This window comes from Legionella bozemanae, from assembly GCF_001648595.1.
Lineage (GTDB): Bacteria > Pseudomonadota > Gammaproteobacteria > Legionellales > Legionellaceae > Legionella > Legionella bozemanae.
The window spans coordinates 164,901-181,158 of sequence record NZ_KV441807.1 but is presented as its reverse complement, the minus strand read 5'-3'; the positions used below and the strand labels follow the sequence as shown (position 1 = coordinate 181,158).

Here is a 16,258-nt window from a genome sequence, read left to right as displayed (position 1 = left end):
CGACAAACTGCACTTTATGCTTCAGAGAGCCTCACAAAATTGAAACAGGAAAATATGCAGTCTACAACGATGCCTAAAAAGCTGCATCCCTGCGTAGGCAGGGATTCAGTCATAATGTGATACATCTAAACTGGGTAAAGCTATTGAGGATCGCATAGGCTTTATACGCGATATCCAGAAATCGAATTTTATAAACCTAAATTGTCTTGTTTAAATATTCGGTCAGCGCGATAACTTGAACGCACTAAAGGACCAGAAGCGACTTCAAAAAAGCCCTTCTTTAATCCGATCTGTCTTAATTCGGCAAAAGTCTCTGGGGTCACATAACGCTCAATGGGTAAATGGTTCTTTGTCGGTTGTAAGTACTGTCCCAGAGTAAGAATATCTACTTTATGCCGACGTAAATCATCCATTGTTTGAATAATTTCTTCATCTGTTTCGCCTAACCCCAACATCAAACTGGTTTTAGTAAGTACATCGGGTCTATAGCGTTTTGCAAATGCGAGAACGTTCAATGTTTGTGTATAACCTGCCCTATTGTCACGTACCGGATGGGTCAAACGCTCTACTGTTTCTACATTTTGCGCAAAAACATCAACACCGCTATCCAGTAATACTGCTATATCTCGTTCTACGCCTTGAAAATCAGGCGTTAGCGCTTCCACTTTGGTTTTGGGAGAACATTGTTTAATCGCACGGATGGTTTGTGCGTAATGACTTGCTCCACCATCGGGTAAATCATCTCTGTTTACCGAAGTGAGCACAACATAGTCCAGATTCATTAATGCTACTGTATTTGCTGTATTTTCTGGTTCTTGCAGATCCAACCAGCCATGGGGATTTCCGGTATCTACCGCACAAAAACGACATGCACGCGTACATACTGCGCCCATTAACATAATTGTTGCTGTACCGTGTGACCAACATTCAGAAATATTAGGGCATTTTGCTTCTTCACAAACAGTAGCCAAGCGGTGCTTTTGGACTTGTTCTTTTACTTGGTGATACTCGGGGGTCGTATGATTTATCACCCGCAACCATTTAGGTTTAGGTAAGCGCTCATAAACTTGCCCCGTTGGTTTTACTCCATCCTTAATTGCTGTTACGCCATGAGATGTTTTATATTTTTTGCCGCTCTCTACAACAACAGGAATATTAATGGGCTTGCTCATGTTATCACCTAAAAAACAAAGGTAAGCGCTCAGCCCTATCAGGAAACAGCTGTATGTAGCACATCTTGCAAGAAAAATGTCCTAATTACTTCTTACAAACTGCGCCTAAATTCAACCATTCGAGTACGTATTAACATCGAGAGTCTGAGCTATTACAAACAAAAAAAGATGATAATCCCAAATCATCAAAATAAGATCAAGTCAAATTTAAAAAGCAGCCGATAACCGTCAAGATAAATAAAAGTACTAGCGATATTCCAAAGTAAGATAATAGGAATGGATAGACGATTAAAATGACAGCAATGGCGAGTAGGAACAATAAACCAATAGTGGCTAATTTTGTCTGCAATGCAGCAAAACGCTCAAACTTAAGTAAAACAAAATAAACAAGCAAAATCAAAAGCAATGGAAGTATGTACACTCCCTGATACAGCAATTGATACAAACTTTCTTGCTGTCTGGATAAATGCTGGTCATTTAACCATTGCTCAAAAATTGTAGACCAATTCATCACACAGGTTTGTTGATAAATTGTAGTGATCAATCCTAATAAAAAAGCCAGTGAAAAATACAAAGCTATAGGAGGCTGTTTTTTATAATATTGCATCACAAAATAAATAGTCGTTAAACCTAACAATACAGCCGGAATACGCATCCAAGGCAACAACTCAAAAAAGGTACTGGTATAAGCCTGTTGAAAATAATGCACAATCACTACAGAAAGAATAAATAAAAGGCTGGCAATAAGTTGTTTTTTCTTTTGCGTTTCAATTAAAAGAAAAGCAAGGAATCCCGCAAAACAAAAGAACGCACAAGGACTAAAGGAGTCCATAAATGCTATAGTGGTTGTAAAATGTAACTTCGAAGGTTTTTCTACCAATCCAGTAATAAATCGATTCGCATTTGCCAAATGGCGCAATGCATTCACTGTTTCTTGAGTTAATTTACCTTTATTTTCAATTTGTTTCTTACAATAATTAATTGCTTGCAATAAATCCTTTCCAGTGGTTTCTGCTGAAGTAAATCCAACCCAACGCGAATTACAAATATAAATTGATGGAACTGCAAAATCATCCATTTGCTGAGCACTCAATAGTTGGTAAAAATGACTCAATGCATCTTTGTTCTGATTAATATAATACCGTTGAACATTAAGATCAGGATTTTTTGCTTCTACTTCCTGAAAAAATACATCCGCTTTTTGACAATGCGAGCACGTAGATGACAGAAACATTTCTATATTGAGGACTACTTTGTTATCTTTCTTGGAATACCATGTGGGCGATGATTCAGCAGCCCACACGGGAGCATGAACTATTAAGAGAATTAGAAGCAATCTGAAGACTGTTTTCATATAAGTTATAAGGTGCATGAAATAAAGATACTATATCATCCCTAAAAGCTCTATTAATAGGTATGAATGTAATTTTCTAATTGCTCTATAACACGTGATTTGTCTTCCAATATGTGATAAAGCAAATCACCTATAGATAAAATGGCCACAAATTCATTATTTTCATCACGAATTAATACATGTCTTCTTTTGGTTGTGGTCATAGCTTGCATTGCTTTTTCTACAGTATCATTAGGACTAAGAATAGTAACATCCTTATGCACCACATCTGAAACCTTTCCTGTTTCCAGGTTAATGCACTTATGTAAGCAAGAGCGCACTATATCCCGTTCACTTACTATCCCTACTAATTGATTGTCATTATCTACTACGACTAATGCACCTATATCATATTCCGTCATCATATCAATGCTTTTTTTCACAGAATCATCAGGATGAATATAAATAATTTTTCGTTTAGACGTTGGCAAGGCATTATGAATTAGGTCAGCCATGTTTATTCTCCATTTGAATAATACTTAACCTCCTTTATAAATATAGTACAAATGGAGAATATTAAACTCTATTGTCGGATAATTATATGATTTTCTACAGAGCGCACACCAGGAACCTGACGCGCTATTTGTTCTGCAGTATCACTAAGCCGAATTTTTTTCACATATCCTGTAAGAATCACAACATCTTGTCTTGTTTGAACATGGACTTGTGACACAGCAAGATCATCATTACGCATTAAAGCCTCTTGCACTGTTTGCGCCAAATTGACACTCGGAGTAGCCAAAGGTGTAAAAGAACTAAATAAGCCGGAACTCGCCTTATTCGACTGACAACCCACTAATAAAAATAGAAAAAAAACAACAAGAGTATTAAGTAAGTACTTTTGCATAAAGGTCTCCGATATAAATTCCAACAATCCTGCCATACTTTGGGTAGTTGTTCTTATTATTTTTCATTCTACGTCCTAAGAAAGGCAAGAAACTGCAGCTAAAATAGTAAGTGCTCAGCCCCAACTGAGGAACAGCCCTATTTGGCACATCTTGCCAGAAAATCCAACCGTTCTAGTAAATATTCACCGGGTCTGAGTTATTAGCTAAATGAGCTAAGCCCAAAGGGGCATAGTATGTACTTTAACTGATTAATATACAAATAAATATCCAAGAGACTATACTATTTCATAATAATAACTGTGATAAGACTGAAACCATGAAAAAAATGGCCAAAGTTGTCCTAAAAGAAAAGAAGCTATCACAAAAAATAAAAGCATCAAGTGGGCAACAACCAAACCCCAAAGAAAATAATCCATCGACTCAGTATGATCTCTTTAATTTAATCGATAAATATTATCAGGCTAACCTGGGAAAATTTACCGCAAGCATTAGCCCAGCCTCAGTAGCAACCTCATTTTTTTCATGGGGAGCACAACTATTACAAGCTCCAGGTACATTCTTAAAATTAAATTTTTATCCTTTACTGCATTGTTCTGATTTTATTGAACGGCTCCTAAACCAAGAAAAGCCTGGGAATGGTGAAGATGTGCGTTTTCATACGGATAAATGGGCGCTCTATCCATGGCGTTTGTGGGCAGAGCACTTTTTACAAATTGAAGATTGGTATTTAAAAGCAGCAAATGAAATTCCTGGATTAAATGAATCCAACCGTCGCATTGTATCATTCACTATAAAACAACTCCTTGATGCAATCTCTCCTTCCAACTTTGTTTTGACTAATCCTGATTTATTACAGGAAACATTAAATTCATCAGGAGAAAATCTAATCCGGGGAACACAATTGGGTTGGCAAGACTTCATTGAAAAATTGACTGGTACTCCTCCAGCGGGAGTTGAAAACTTTATCCCAGGAAAACAAGTTGCCTTAACTAAGGGTAAAGTGGTTTTTAAAAATCACTTAATTGAGCTCATTCAATATGAAGCACAAACCTCAAAAGTATATAAAGAACCTTTACTCATTATTCCGGCCTGGATTATGAAGTATTATATTCTTGATCTTCTCCCTGAAAACTCCTTAGTGAATTGGTTGGTTCAACAAGGTCATACAGTATTTATAGTATCCTGGCTCAACCCTTCATCTGAAGACAGAAATTTGGCAATTGATGATTATTACCGTCAAGGCTCTATGGCTGCAATCGATAAAATATCAACCCTAATTCCCAACACAAAAATTCACTTAGCAGGATATTGCATTGGTGGGACTTTAGCCATGATTACCGCAGCAACGATGGCCAAAGACAATGACAATCGCCTGAAAAGTCTTTCTCTGCTCGCAGCTCAAGGAGATTTTACCGAAGCTGGTGAACTATTACTTTTTATTAATAATAGCCAGGTATCTTTTTTGGAAAACATCATGTGGGAACAAGGCTATTTAGATACCAAACTCATGGCTGGAAGTTTTCAAATGCTTCGCTCATACGATCTAATTTGGTCAAAAATGGTTCAAGATTACATGCATGGAACACAAAGAGGAATGATCGCTTTACTTGCCTGGAACGCAGATACAACACGTATGCCTTATAAAATGCACAGCGAATATCTTGAAAAATTGTTCCTTAAAAACGAGTTCTCCGAAGGACAGTATACGATTGAAGGAAAACATATAGCACCTGAGAATATTAGGTTACCTGCCTTTGTAGTCAGCACAGAAAAAGACCATGTCAGCCCATGGAAGTCCGTGTATAAAACTCATTTGCTGATCAAACAAGAAGATATTATTTTTGTTCTGACGAATGGAGGTCATAATGCCGGTATAGTTAGTGAACCAGGACATCCAGGACGAAGTTATTTGATTCGAGAACAAAAAAAAGAAGAAACCTATATTTCTCCCAAACATTGGTTAGAAATTGCTGAAACTAAAAAAGGATCGTGGTGGATCGCTTGGCATGATTGGCTAGTGAAACAATCAACAAATGGTATGAATTTACCGCCTAAAATTAATAAGAATTTACCTGATGCACCAGGAAAATATGTGTTACAAAAATAGGGGCTGTTCCTAAACCTTGTGCAAGAAGTCTAATAAAAATGATCTTTCAATTGAGTATAAAAATATGGATAAAGACTATTACAAAATAATGGGAGTAAGCGAGAATGCCTCTGATAAAGACATTAAGATGGCATATCGAAAACTGGCACGGAAGTACCATCCTGATATAAGTAAAGAACCCAATGCAGAAGAGCACTTCAAAGAAATGGGGGAAGCTTATGAAGTTTTAAGAGATCCGATCAAACGAGCAGAATACGACAATTATCGGAAAAATAAGGCATTTAATCAAAAAGAAACTCATGCTCATTGGAGTGGACCAGAACAATATGAACATTTTTATGGCAGTCAATTTAATGAGGATTTATTTGAAACACTATTTGGTCATTCCCGCTATCGTCAGCAACCCACAGCCGGGCAAGACTACCATGGAAAAATTAATATTAGTCTGGAAGAAGCATTTACAGGAACAGTGAAAAACATCCAGGTTCCAATCGAACAAGAGTCAAAAGTCACTATGCAAACCTTGAAAGTGAAAATACCAGCTGGCGTAAAATCGGGCCAACAAATTCGCCTTGCCGGACAAGGAGCTCCTGGAGTACATGGAGGACCCCGCGGTGATATTTATTTAACGGTACATGTTGATAAACACCCTCTTTTTGATGTAATGGATAATGATATCTACCTCACGCTGCCTATTACTCCATGGGAAGCTGCTTTAGGTGCAACAATAGTAGTCCCCACTCTAGGAGGAAAAATTGACTTAAAAATTCCACCCGGCTCTCAAGGAGGGCAAAAATTAAGGCTTAAAAATCGTGGTTTGCCTGGAACAACCCCTGGACACCAATATGTGCTTTTAAAAATGATTACCCCCCCACCAACAACTGAAGCAGCAGTAGAGCTCTACAAAAAAATGGCGCAAGTAATGCCTTTTAATCCACGTGACAAAATAGGAGTATAAGCATGAAGCAAGACAATACACTAATCGGCGTGCTTATTGAAGAAACAACAACAATCTCATTCAGTGAAGTATGTCAAAAATATCATATATCTAAAGAATTATTACTGGAAATGGCAGAGCATGGTTTATTTTCTTGCAAAACAATGAAAGCAGAGCATATAAAATTAAATCAGAACGATTTACGTAAAATGGAATCTGCCTTCCGCTTACACCGAGATTTGGGAATTAATCTTCCAGGAGTAGCACTTGCATTAGAATTATTAGAAAAAATAGATCAATTAAATAAAGAACTTAATATTTTGCGCAAACATTTTTGAGCAGAACTTAAGAGTAAACGCATTTAATCGCAGGCCTACTTCCGCACTTTATGCCTGAGTGTTCCTCATATTCTATCATCCCTGCGAAGACAGGGGATGATAGGATAGATACGACAGAGCGCTCCCACTTGACTGAAATTTTACAATTTATAGGGATCACTCGAGCTTTATGCATGGAATTCAGCCCGGGCTTCATGCAAAATAATGTAAAAAATTACTCAAGCAGATATTGCTACATATTGTAATATGGTAATAAAATGGTTACAGGATACCTTTAAATTAAACAAAACCTATGCGCCCAGTGTTTATAATTTTGATAGTCTCCTTGGTTGTTTTACAACATAAGCTATGGCTGGGCGATGGAAATTTGATTCAGTGGCATAATCTTGAAAAAAAATTAGCCGTTCACGAACAAGAAAATAATAAGCTGGCAACACGTAATCGAGCACTTGAAGCAGATATTAAAGAGTTAAAAAATGGTGATCAGGCTCTGGAAGAACAAGCACGCTATGAGCTCGGGATGGTCAAAGGAACTGAAGTCTATTACCAATTTATAGACTAGAAGCAATAGATCACGAAGGGAATATTCAATTTTAGGCGAACGAACATAGTTGAGCGCAATTTTCGTTTAAGATACGCCAAATATGACCGATTCTTGATAGAGTGATCTCCGATTAGAACAATTCCCTATCACGCGTTCAATAATTCAAGATGCTCAGGAGGTTGCTTGTCCCAAAGACTCAGTACAAATCCGCCTCCTCCGGAGCCGGTAGGTTTTACAGCCAAGGCACCATTAGCAGTTAATCGATGCATATGTTGTTGCAAGCTCTCGCTAACCAGTTTCCATTGATAAAAACAATCAGCAGCTTTATTAATTGCTCGCGCCAAAAAGGAAATTGCATCAACCCCTCCCTTCTCTAAAGCATTTCGAGCTTCTTCAACAGCCATAACCATTTGCTTATCAATTTGCTCCGCCAATGCAGGATTTTCAGCCCATAAACTTTGGACCTGGTGAATACAATGAGAAGTAATTCCAATTTGTTTACATGAAGATAAAAAAAACTGAGGATGAATTTTTTGTTGTAATGGAATACTTGTTCCTTCTTTAAAATAAAGCCCGACTTCCGTAGCAACACCTGCAACATCGAGCCCGCTACTTTTTCCGTGAAATAAGTGTTCTAATTCCTTTGCAAAATCATTGCATTGACTTGGATCTACCATTTTCTGTGCACCGAACCAACGACTCATTGCCACACAAAGTGCTGCTGAAGCGCCCATCCCTGCTCCCACAGGGATTGTGCTATGTAAATGAAAATAACCACCTAATTGATTTAAAGAACGTCCCAGTAATTGCATGCCATGCTCGAGCACACTCCAAAATAAAAGCTGCATATCAGCGCCGCTACTTCCCGTATAATCCGCACCCAAAGAAGGCGCGTCAGCAGAATAACTTAAAATTAATTTTTTTTCTTTAATTGGAAATACCAAAGCTGGATGCCCTCGTACTACAGCATGTTCACCTGCTAAAATCCATTTGCCAAAGGTTGTGGTTTCAAAATCAAAGAACATCATAATTGCCCAATAAATAATCGCGTTTGAATTCACGTGCCAATTCTGTTTGGTCGGAACGATATAACAAATGGATGTTTGGTCCAGCATCCATAGTCACAATAGGGCCATCATTCTTTTTATTCCAAAAACTTTCTAGATTGTGTAATAGATCAATACAGCTTTCTGTCATGTATGAAAAAGGCTGCTCACTGGTACTAAACAAGCGATGCATATCTTGAAATTCGCGCCAACAGATTTGATAAGCTACAGTCCAATCCTTGTCCATAAGTGCGTCTAAGAGAAGTTTTAAGTTCTCCTTTGCCCTTTGGCTACGAGTTCCATAAAAGGGACTGCTTTTTACTCGTTGGTGTGCTTCACTTGAAGGAACCTCTTTCTTTTTATTGCTAATCACGACCCCTTGATAGATTAAATCCTTGTAGGGTAAATCTACCTCTTTAACTTCATTTTCATCCCATAAAGCCCAGGGAGAATAAAAAGATCTGCAAGATGATCCTGATCCCAAACGGCTTAACTGAGCCTGTTCTTCAACAGAAGGCATGGGTTTATTTGTTAATTCACTGAGAGCAATTACGGCACATCGAGTTAACGCAGCGAAACTTGAAGCAGAACTTGCCATCCCGCTACTGTGAGGGAAATTATTACAGGACTGCACTAAAAAGCCACCCTCATATCCAAAATATGCTTTTACTCGAGCGAGATGATCAAGGAATCTTTTTTGTGCTTCTGTGGAAAGAACAAAATTTTCGATTCCAGCGGGTACAATAAGCGGTTCCCAAATATCTTTTTTTGAACTCATTTTTTCCAGTCTTACTGTACTTTTAAGCTCGTTTAAAGTATAGGATAACGATGGGTTATCAGGACTATTTGAGTTATCATCCTTTTTTCCCATATATTTGATCAAAGCAATATTAGCTGGGGCATGGGCTAGCCAATACATAATTTCTCCTTGGGGATCCATAAGTTTATTTCAATGTAGTCTGGTTAAAACGAAACCAGGGTTTCCCAGTTTATGTTTTCTCCGGAGCTACGTATAAAAATTTATTAATGATTATATTGTACGTAATTTTGAATTAGCCAATTGAGCTGTAGGCGTACCAGGATAAGCTCTCACTACTTGTTGCAGGAATTTCTTGGCCTCCTGCTTGTCACCTTGTGCAGCATAAGCATAGCCAATCTTTAACATACTTGCAGCAGATTTACTTGAGGTGGGGAATTGTTGTAAAACCACATTAAAATGCTCTATAGATTTTGGAAAATCTTTTTTAACTAAATAAAGCTCGCCTAGCCAATATTGTGCATTAGCAGTATAACCGCCCCTAGGATATTTTTGAACAAATACATTCATCGCATTTAAAGCATCATCATACCGTTTGTTCTTTACTAATTCATAAGCTGCTAAATAGCTAATTTGCTCGTCTGCAGGATTTATTCTAGAGGTAGTCACTGTGGATACTGATGCTGGTGTAGGAACAGCCGATTTGCTTGCCTGAACATTAGATGCAGGTGCAGTTGCTTTAGGTGTAGTTTCCTTCGAACCAGCAGAAAGATCCAAGGTGGGTTGTTTACTTGAAGAAGATTTAGCAGAACTACTTCCACTTAAGCGTGCATCTAAATCTTTGTAAAAAGCAACTTGTTGCTGCTGTAATAACTTTAAGTCATGAGCTTGTACTTCTAGTTGACCACGCAGTTCTTGTATTTCTTGTTGCAAACTTTGGATTTTGTCGATTAGCTTCGCATTATCGGTAATATTAGTATTTGAACTACTTGCTTGATCATCTTTAGCAAGCGCAGGCTCATCATCGGTTTGGGAATTATCTATTGTATAACTCTCGTTTCGAGCCACATCAAACTGACCATTTTCGATTTGTGCTTCATCGTACTTGGGGCCATAAGCAGGCGCTTCATACGCCTGTTGGCCCTCAATAATTGCAAAATTATCACTATCATCAACAACAGGTGCTTCTGACCAACAGGCCAAAGGAAGCATCAATATAAAACCTGTAGCGATAATGTGTTTTTTGCAATTTATCATCTTGTTGCCTCATAAGTAAATTCTACACGTCGATTTTGTGCATGCGACGCTTCATCATGTCCTAAATTAATTGGACGCTCTTTACCATAGCTCACAACACGAACTTGTTGTCTGTTAACACCAGCCATACGTAAAATGTCAGCTACAGTATTTGCACGACGCTCGCCAAGGGCTACGTTATATTCACGGCTACCACGCTCATCTGTATGTCCAGCTACTAACACACGCGCACCAGGGTGTGTCTTTAAGTATTCTGCCTGAGCATTAATTGATGGTAAATATTTGGGAGCCAAATTACTGTCATCATAAGAGAACAAATACAATTGATTATGAGGTGCCTTAGTTGTATAAGATTCACCTGGTTCTTGACCAGCAAAATGAGTAAATTGTCCTAGACCTTGAGCCTCAGCCTCGCTCACGCCTACTCCTCCTTCCGCACTACCTGGTGCTTTAGAACAAGCAACAACGAAAACAGCACTCGCCACAAGCAGGCCTAATTTACCTAATGATCCGGCTTTCATCCTCAATCTCCTTCGTTCTTTTTATTATTAATACACTTCGAAATACCCTTACAGGGTTCATGGGGGCACATTGTACAATTCTTTTTATTTTTTGGCTACAGTAATACTACCCATTCAATATCATTGATCGTAGCCTGGGTGAAGCGCAGCGGAACCCGGGATCGAGAAACTCATTAAGCTCAGAAACCCGGGTTCCGCTGCGCTTCACCCAGGCTACGATCGAAAATTCATACTCTAGTGTTCCATGTGAGATGCCACAAAATGAGTCAGGGCCGCGGTAAACTGTTGGGTTGCTTTATTTGCTGCGATCACTCCCCCATAGGGTGTATCGCTGGGACACAGAATCCGTAAATTAATAATTTTTGAAGCTAAGACGTTATTATCACTAACATGAGTTAAAACAACTTTGGCTGAAAACTCAAGAACGCTTGGTTTTTTAAGAAAGTTTTGTTGCAGAGAAAGTAATTGAGTATCTAATCGATAAGTTGCACCTAAAGTATACGCATTGGAAGTAACCGCTTCAAAAAGATTTGTCCGTTGTAAGCTTTGCAGAATTAAAGGGTAAAGCATATCCGCAGGTGGATTTACCCATGCATTTTTTACAAAAGGTTCCAGTGCATAGGGTTTTTTAACATAAAGCATCTGCTCTGTTTGATACCCGGCAGCAGCATCAGGCGTAGTAACCAACAAAGTAATAGGCATGGGTTTTTTAGCCAACTGTTTTGTACTGTATGCACTTAGTTGATATTGATTCTTTACAGAGATTTTAACTGGCGAGCACGCACTAAGTACTACTGCGCTTAAGCCCACAAGAAATACAGTCAGCTTTTTCATTTTTATTCTCCAGGCCCAGGTTTTGGTGGCTTAGTTCCACGAATAACCACAGCAGGGTTTTGACGCATTTCACTACTCACTTTTTCCAAATTTGCAGAAATTGTGTTCAATCGTCGTAATAAGATTACAGCAGGCGGCAGCGCTTCCTCAGAAATTTTATCTATGGCATTTTTCCCTGTGCCCATTGTTTTTGATACACTATTCCCAGCTTGACTCAAGCTTTCCGCCATAGTATTAAATTTAGATATTCCCACTCTTAATTCGGTAAGCATGTGCGGAAAATCACGGCTTGTTTTGGCAAGATTATCCATTAAAGCATTAAGATTTTTGCCATTACGTGAAAGATCTTTAGAAAAATGATCAACATTAGTTAAGATATGACGTATATGTTTTGCATTTTCTTCATTAAATATTCGTTTTGCTTCATCACTTACAGTGCCTACATCTTCAGAAACCTTTTTTAAAATGCTATCCAATTGAGTGAATACAGAAGGTTTTGAAGGAATAACTGGGAATGGTTCACCAGGCATTTGATGAATTGGTGTCAGATCAGAAGTACTTGCGCTCAAACCAATATAAGTGACGCCGGTAATTCCTTGTGAATTTAATGTAGCATAAGTACTGGTCGTAACGGGCGTCCCCTCTTCGATATTTAACAAAATTTCAACTTGCCTCGGATCACTTTGATTCAATTTTATTTCTTTTACATAACCAACTTGCACTCCATTAAATTTTACTGGGGCATCTTTGGTCAGGCCAGAAGCTGCCTCATGCATATAAACGGTGTAGGTAGAATATTTTTTTTGATTAAAACCAACAGATAACCACAACATTGTAGCCACCAGCCCTACCAGTAATATAAGTACGACTACACCTACTATGGTGTAATTGGTTTTAGCTTCCAAGAATTCTGTCTCCAGTTACATTTTACTAAAATAACCTGCAATTATTTTATTCTTATTCTTTATCAAATCATTAATCGGCTCAACACTTAAGATTCTTCCATCGCCGATAAAGGCTACTCGATCTGTAGTTCGTTTTAAAGATTCTATATCATGACTCACCATAACTATAGTGAGCTTTAAAGAATCTCTTAAAAAAACAATCAACTCATCAAAAAGTCTTGCGCTCAAGGGATCTAAGCCTGTAGTCGGTTCATCTAAAAACAACAACTCCGGATCCATTGCAATGGCACGTGCTGCAGCGGCTCTTCTTTGCATTCCGCCACTCAATTCTGATGGTAATTTACCTGCAGCTTCTTTGGGTAAGCCTACTAAAGCGACTTTTAGCAAAGCCAGTTCATACATAAACTCATAATCCAGATTAGTAAATTCTCGCATAGGAAACATAACATTTTCCAACACATTCATTGATGAAAATAATGCGCTATGCTGAAAAAGCATTCCCCATCGCCGACGAAGCAAAAACGATTGTTCTGCATCCAGATTACTAATATCTTGTCCAAATATTTTAATACGACCAGCCGTAGGCTTCAGTAACATCAGTAAGCTACGTAATATCGTTGTTTTTCCACTCCCTGAACCGCCAATAATAGCTAAGATTTCCCCTTTTTCTACAGTCAAGTTCACATCGCTATGGACCCATTGACCTCCGAGACAATTCTTTAGTCCTTTAATTTCGATAATGGGCTCGCTCATCTATAAATGCATCCGACTATAAATAACTGAATAAATTGCATCAGCAATAATAATTAGAAATAGTGCTTGTACTACACTTCTGGTAGTTTGGCTCCCAATATTTTTTTCCGTACCGGCTTCTACTCTAAACCCTTGATAACAACCGACTAAGCTTATTAACAATGCAAATGCGGGGGCTTTATAAAGACCTAAATTCAACTGCGAAAGTCCAACAGAGTCTCTTAATCGTTGTAAGAAATCAACAAAACTGATGCCCAACATATTATTGGACATGATCATCGCACCTAAAATACTAAAAACATCAGACCAAAAAATCAATAAAGGGAACGCGATCAACAACCCCAGAACTTTAGGGAGCACTAATAATTCAGTGGGGGAAAGTCCCATCGTTAATAGTGCATCTACTTCTTCATTTAGTTTCATACTGCCAATTTGTGCTGTAAATGCGGAACTGGTGCGTCCAGCAACAATAATTGCCGTCATTAACGGTGCAAATTCACGAAAAATAGCCATACCTGATAAATAGGCAATAAAGCTGTTGGCCCCATATGTTTGCAATTGCAATCCCATTTGATATGCCAAAACCACACCAATTAGAAAAGAAAGCAAAGCAAGGATAGGTAAAGCAGTCACGCCTGTAGCGTGAATATTTGCAATGATACTGGGTAATTGAAAACGGCGCCAATTGCCAAATGCATTAAACATTTTAGTAGTCAAATCACCAACTAAAGCGAGAAGGCCATCTATTTGACGAAATTTGCTTTCTGATTCTTTCCCCAATTGATAAAATACATTTTCTTTAGGCGGAGAAGGTATTTGATAACCTAATACGTCTTTTTTTGATTTAATTAAATCGACAAGTTGCTGTTGTGTTTCGGTAAAATCTGTCAGTTCAACCTGATTTTTTCGTTGTTCCAGCGTGCCAATGCATTTAATAAGGGCCAAGGCGCCTGCACTATCAAAATAGCTGATACCTTCACCGCTAATAGTCACTTTTTGAGTTTTAGGCAGCTCATCTACATTAAATCGAGCTAATAAATTTTCAATTTTTAAAACAGACCAGGCACCCGTACAGTGAAATCTGGCAAGTTCCTTATCGTAAGTGATTTGCGCGCTGTTTTGTACCATAGTCTTTTGTGTTGAAAAATAACCTCAAAGAATAATATGAATATTCTAGAAGAACAAAAACAATAGAACATGGTAACACAATAACAAGATATTCGGGTAGGGCAAAAAATATAGTCTGAGTGCGAAACAAACCTCAGACTACTTATTTCTTATAAACGATTAAAAGGTTGCTTTTACGGAACTAATTGCATTACCTAGGTCGTTAATTTTGTGTCCCCCATCGGTTGTTGCGGGTTTAAACATCGATAATTCATGCACACGGATCGAAGAACCTATGCGAGCAAACCCGGAATTTATAAGTTCAACCAAATCATCTAAGAACTTTTCCCACCAGCCACGGTATGCCCGCAATGTTTTCACATCATTATTCTTCTCATCGCCTAGGATTTTTTGGCTATTTAATTTAAAAGAGTCTAAATCCCCATCCCGAATGTACTGATTAACTAATTTCGCTATCTGCTCATGAATGCTTCCGGCAGCTTTTGCAGCGTCTCGATATTTCGCCTCTCTTTGTGGATCATTCTTCCTACGATACTCTTTAGCTTTCGTGTCATATTTTGTTTGCTTTGCATAAAGTGTTCTTAGTTTTTCTTTAACCTCATTAAGCTGAGCATTTCTATGCCTCCTGGCTTTCTGATCAACTTGCTTTTCGTGACGCTGTTTTTCCTGCTCCTGCATTTCCTGAAGCTGCTTTTCATTCCAAGTGATGTGCCTGAATTTTGGTTTTACATCAACAGGAGCCACAAATGCTCCACTTTTCTTTGTTACTGACCGAGTTAAACTCTCCCCCTCTTCTTCTTTAAGAAGTTCTTCAGTAGTTTTAGTTTGTATAAGAGGAGTGCCCTTCGCTTTTTCTGTAACAACTTTGGCTTGTGTGCCTAAATCCTGCTCGTTAATAGGAGGAAGTTCATCTGAAACATGCTCTTCTGGCAATAAATCGGTAACATCTTTTTTTACTGATTCATGAACACTTGGTGAGGGTTCAATAAGTGTTATTGGAAAAAATCGTGCATTTAATTTTTCCGTTAGACTTCGGATCTCATCATCCATTCTACTAATAACTTCGCTATGATACGGAGTTAAATTAGCAGGCTTGGGATTTTTCCTCTTTTTCTCTTCATATTTGCTTGAAAAAGTCTCAAATTGCGCAGCAGATTTGCATTTCTGCAATTGCTCAATGTATATCGTTCTCATACTCGAAGCGGATTCAAAAGCCTTTTTTTCCTTAGCATCTTTCCCCATGATATCTCCAACAAATAACAATCCAAATTAAAATGCTCTCAATTTACACTCCATGCTAAAAAAACACCAGAAAATTTAAATTAAAAAACAATCGCCTGGTACAAAAAAGCACCACTAGATTATCGAATAATCATAAAAAACAAAAACAGCACATACTAGCGTAACACATGTTATGGCTTTATCCGCATACAACAATTGATAAATTTATAAATAAAGCAGATAAAAAATACAGATTACGATGAGCATTTACTGGATTGAATAGGCATTTGTAGAAAACCTTTGCACTTTATACATAGAGACGACTTGTAAATAAAACAAAATCATATAATACCGATGATTTCAGGTAGTTTGCATCTCTGTTTTATGATAAAATTGCTTTTATTTTTTTCAAGAAACTAAAATCAGGTATGCAAGAAAATTACAGCCAATTTGAACAACGCAAACATGGCATTACAAAACTTGCGTCAATGCCGGCT

At 38.0% G+C, this 16,258-nt stretch carries 17 protein-coding genes; 4 read left to right on the top strand and 13 right to left on the bottom strand.

Annotation, left to right across the window (positions count from 1 at the left end; all coding sequences use genetic code 11):
* Nucleotides 1-188 precede the first annotated feature (188 nt).
* The 4 genes from lipA to A8O27_RS00790 form a co-directional block, all read right to left on the bottom strand.
* Nucleotides 189-1,172, bottom strand: a complete 984-nt coding sequence (lipA, locus tag A8O27_RS00805) for a lipoyl synthase (protein WP_058459410.1) — start codon at nucleotides 1,170-1,172, stop codon at nucleotides 189-191.
* Between the two features lie 196 nt (nucleotides 1,173-1,368).
* Nucleotides 1,369-2,526: a thioredoxin domain-containing protein gene (locus A8O27_RS00800; RefSeq protein ID WP_115684363.1), complete on the bottom strand. Its 1,158-nt coding sequence runs from the start codon at nucleotides 2,524-2,526 to the stop codon at nucleotides 1,369-1,371.
* 53 nt (nucleotides 2,527-2,579) lie between these two features.
* Nucleotides 2,580-3,020, bottom strand: coding sequence for a CBS domain-containing protein (locus A8O27_RS00795; protein ID WP_058459412.1), 441 nt, complete (start codon nucleotides 3,018-3,020; stop codon nucleotides 2,580-2,582).
* A gap of 68 nt (nucleotides 3,021-3,088) precedes the next feature.
* Nucleotides 3,089-3,412 carry a BON domain-containing protein gene (locus A8O27_RS00790; RefSeq protein ID WP_058459413.1) on the bottom strand — a complete coding sequence of 108 codons (324 nt, stop codon included), beginning with the start codon at nucleotides 3,410-3,412 and terminating at the stop codon, nucleotides 3,089-3,091.
* A 317-nt stretch (nucleotides 3,413-3,729) separates the two neighbouring features.
* On the opposite strand from A8O27_RS00790, the gene A8O27_RS00785 reads away from it, so the two are divergent.
* The 4 genes from A8O27_RS00785 (at nucleotide 3,730) to ftsB (ending at nucleotide 7,357) form a co-directional block, all read left to right on the top strand.
* Nucleotides 3,730-5,520, top strand: coding sequence for a PHA/PHB synthase family protein (locus A8O27_RS00785; protein WP_058459414.1), 1,791 nt, complete (start codon nucleotides 3,730-3,732; stop codon nucleotides 5,518-5,520).
* A gap of 64 nt (nucleotides 5,521-5,584) precedes the next feature.
* A complete protein-coding gene (locus A8O27_RS00780) occupies nucleotides 5,585-6,478 on the top strand; it encodes a DnaJ C-terminal domain-containing protein (RefSeq protein ID WP_058459415.1) in 894 nt (297 codons plus the stop codon).
* 2 nt (nucleotides 6,479-6,480) lie between these two features.
* Complete coding sequence (locus A8O27_RS00775) at nucleotides 6,481-6,795, top strand: chaperone modulator CbpM (RefSeq protein ID WP_058459416.1); 315 nt, start codon at nucleotides 6,481-6,483, stop codon at nucleotides 6,793-6,795.
* Between the two features lie 292 nt (nucleotides 6,796-7,087).
* The gene (ftsB, locus tag A8O27_RS00770) at nucleotides 7,088-7,357 is read left to right on the top strand and encodes a cell division protein FtsB (RefSeq protein ID WP_058459417.1); all 270 of its coding nucleotides are present in this window, start codon (nucleotides 7,088-7,090) and stop codon (nucleotides 7,355-7,357) included.
* 128 nt (nucleotides 7,358-7,485) lie between these two features.
* On the opposite strand, the gene A8O27_RS00765 is transcribed toward ftsB, so the two are convergent.
* The 9 genes from A8O27_RS00765 to A8O27_RS00725 form a co-directional block, all read right to left on the bottom strand.
* On the bottom strand, nucleotides 7,486-8,364 hold the full coding sequence (locus A8O27_RS00765; RefSeq protein WP_058459418.1) for a mevalonate kinase family protein: 879 nt from the start codon (nucleotides 8,362-8,364) through the stop codon (nucleotides 7,486-7,488).
* Nucleotides 8,354-9,304 carry a diphosphomevalonate decarboxylase gene (locus tag A8O27_RS00760; protein ID WP_058459419.1) on the bottom strand — a complete coding sequence of 317 codons (951 nt, stop codon included), beginning with the start codon at nucleotides 9,302-9,304 and terminating at the stop codon, nucleotides 8,354-8,356. The genes A8O27_RS00765 and A8O27_RS00760 overlap by 11 nt, the downstream gene beginning before the upstream one ends.
* A 111-nt stretch (nucleotides 9,305-9,415) precedes the next feature.
* Nucleotides 9,416-10,399 carry a tol-pal system protein YbgF gene (gene ybgF, locus A8O27_RS00755; RefSeq protein ID WP_058459420.1) on the bottom strand — a complete coding sequence of 328 codons (984 nt, stop codon included), beginning with the start codon at nucleotides 10,397-10,399 and terminating at the stop codon, nucleotides 9,416-9,418.
* Entirely contained in the window at nucleotides 10,396-10,920 is a 525-nt protein-coding gene (gene pal / locus A8O27_RS00750) for a peptidoglycan-associated lipoprotein Pal (protein WP_058459421.1), read from the bottom strand. The genes ybgF and pal overlap by 4 nt, the downstream gene beginning before the upstream one ends.
* Before the next feature lie 234 nt (nucleotides 10,921-11,154).
* Nucleotides 11,155-11,754, bottom strand: coding sequence for an ABC-type transport auxiliary lipoprotein family protein (locus tag A8O27_RS00745; protein ID WP_058459422.1), 600 nt, complete (start codon nucleotides 11,752-11,754; stop codon nucleotides 11,155-11,157).
* 2 nt (nucleotides 11,755-11,756) lie between these two features.
* Nucleotides 11,757-12,659 (bottom strand): MlaD family protein, encoded by a 903-nt coding sequence (locus A8O27_RS00740; RefSeq protein WP_174223913.1) that lies wholly within the window; start codon nucleotides 12,657-12,659, stop codon nucleotides 11,757-11,759.
* Between the two features lie 15 nt (nucleotides 12,660-12,674).
* Nucleotides 12,675-13,412 (bottom strand): ABC transporter ATP-binding protein, encoded by a 738-nt coding sequence (locus A8O27_RS00735; protein ID WP_058459423.1) that lies wholly within the window; start codon nucleotides 13,410-13,412, stop codon nucleotides 12,675-12,677.
* Nucleotides 13,413-14,540, bottom strand: coding sequence for an MlaE family ABC transporter permease (locus tag A8O27_RS00730; protein ID WP_058459424.1), 1,128 nt, complete (start codon nucleotides 14,538-14,540; stop codon nucleotides 13,413-13,415).
* Nucleotides 14,541-14,699: 159 nt separating this feature from the next.
* Nucleotides 14,700-15,782 carry a hypothetical protein gene (locus A8O27_RS00725; RefSeq protein WP_058459425.1) on the bottom strand — a complete coding sequence of 361 codons (1,083 nt, stop codon included), beginning with the start codon at nucleotides 15,780-15,782 and terminating at the stop codon, nucleotides 14,700-14,702.
* Nucleotides 15,783-16,258: the final 476 nt, after the last annotated feature.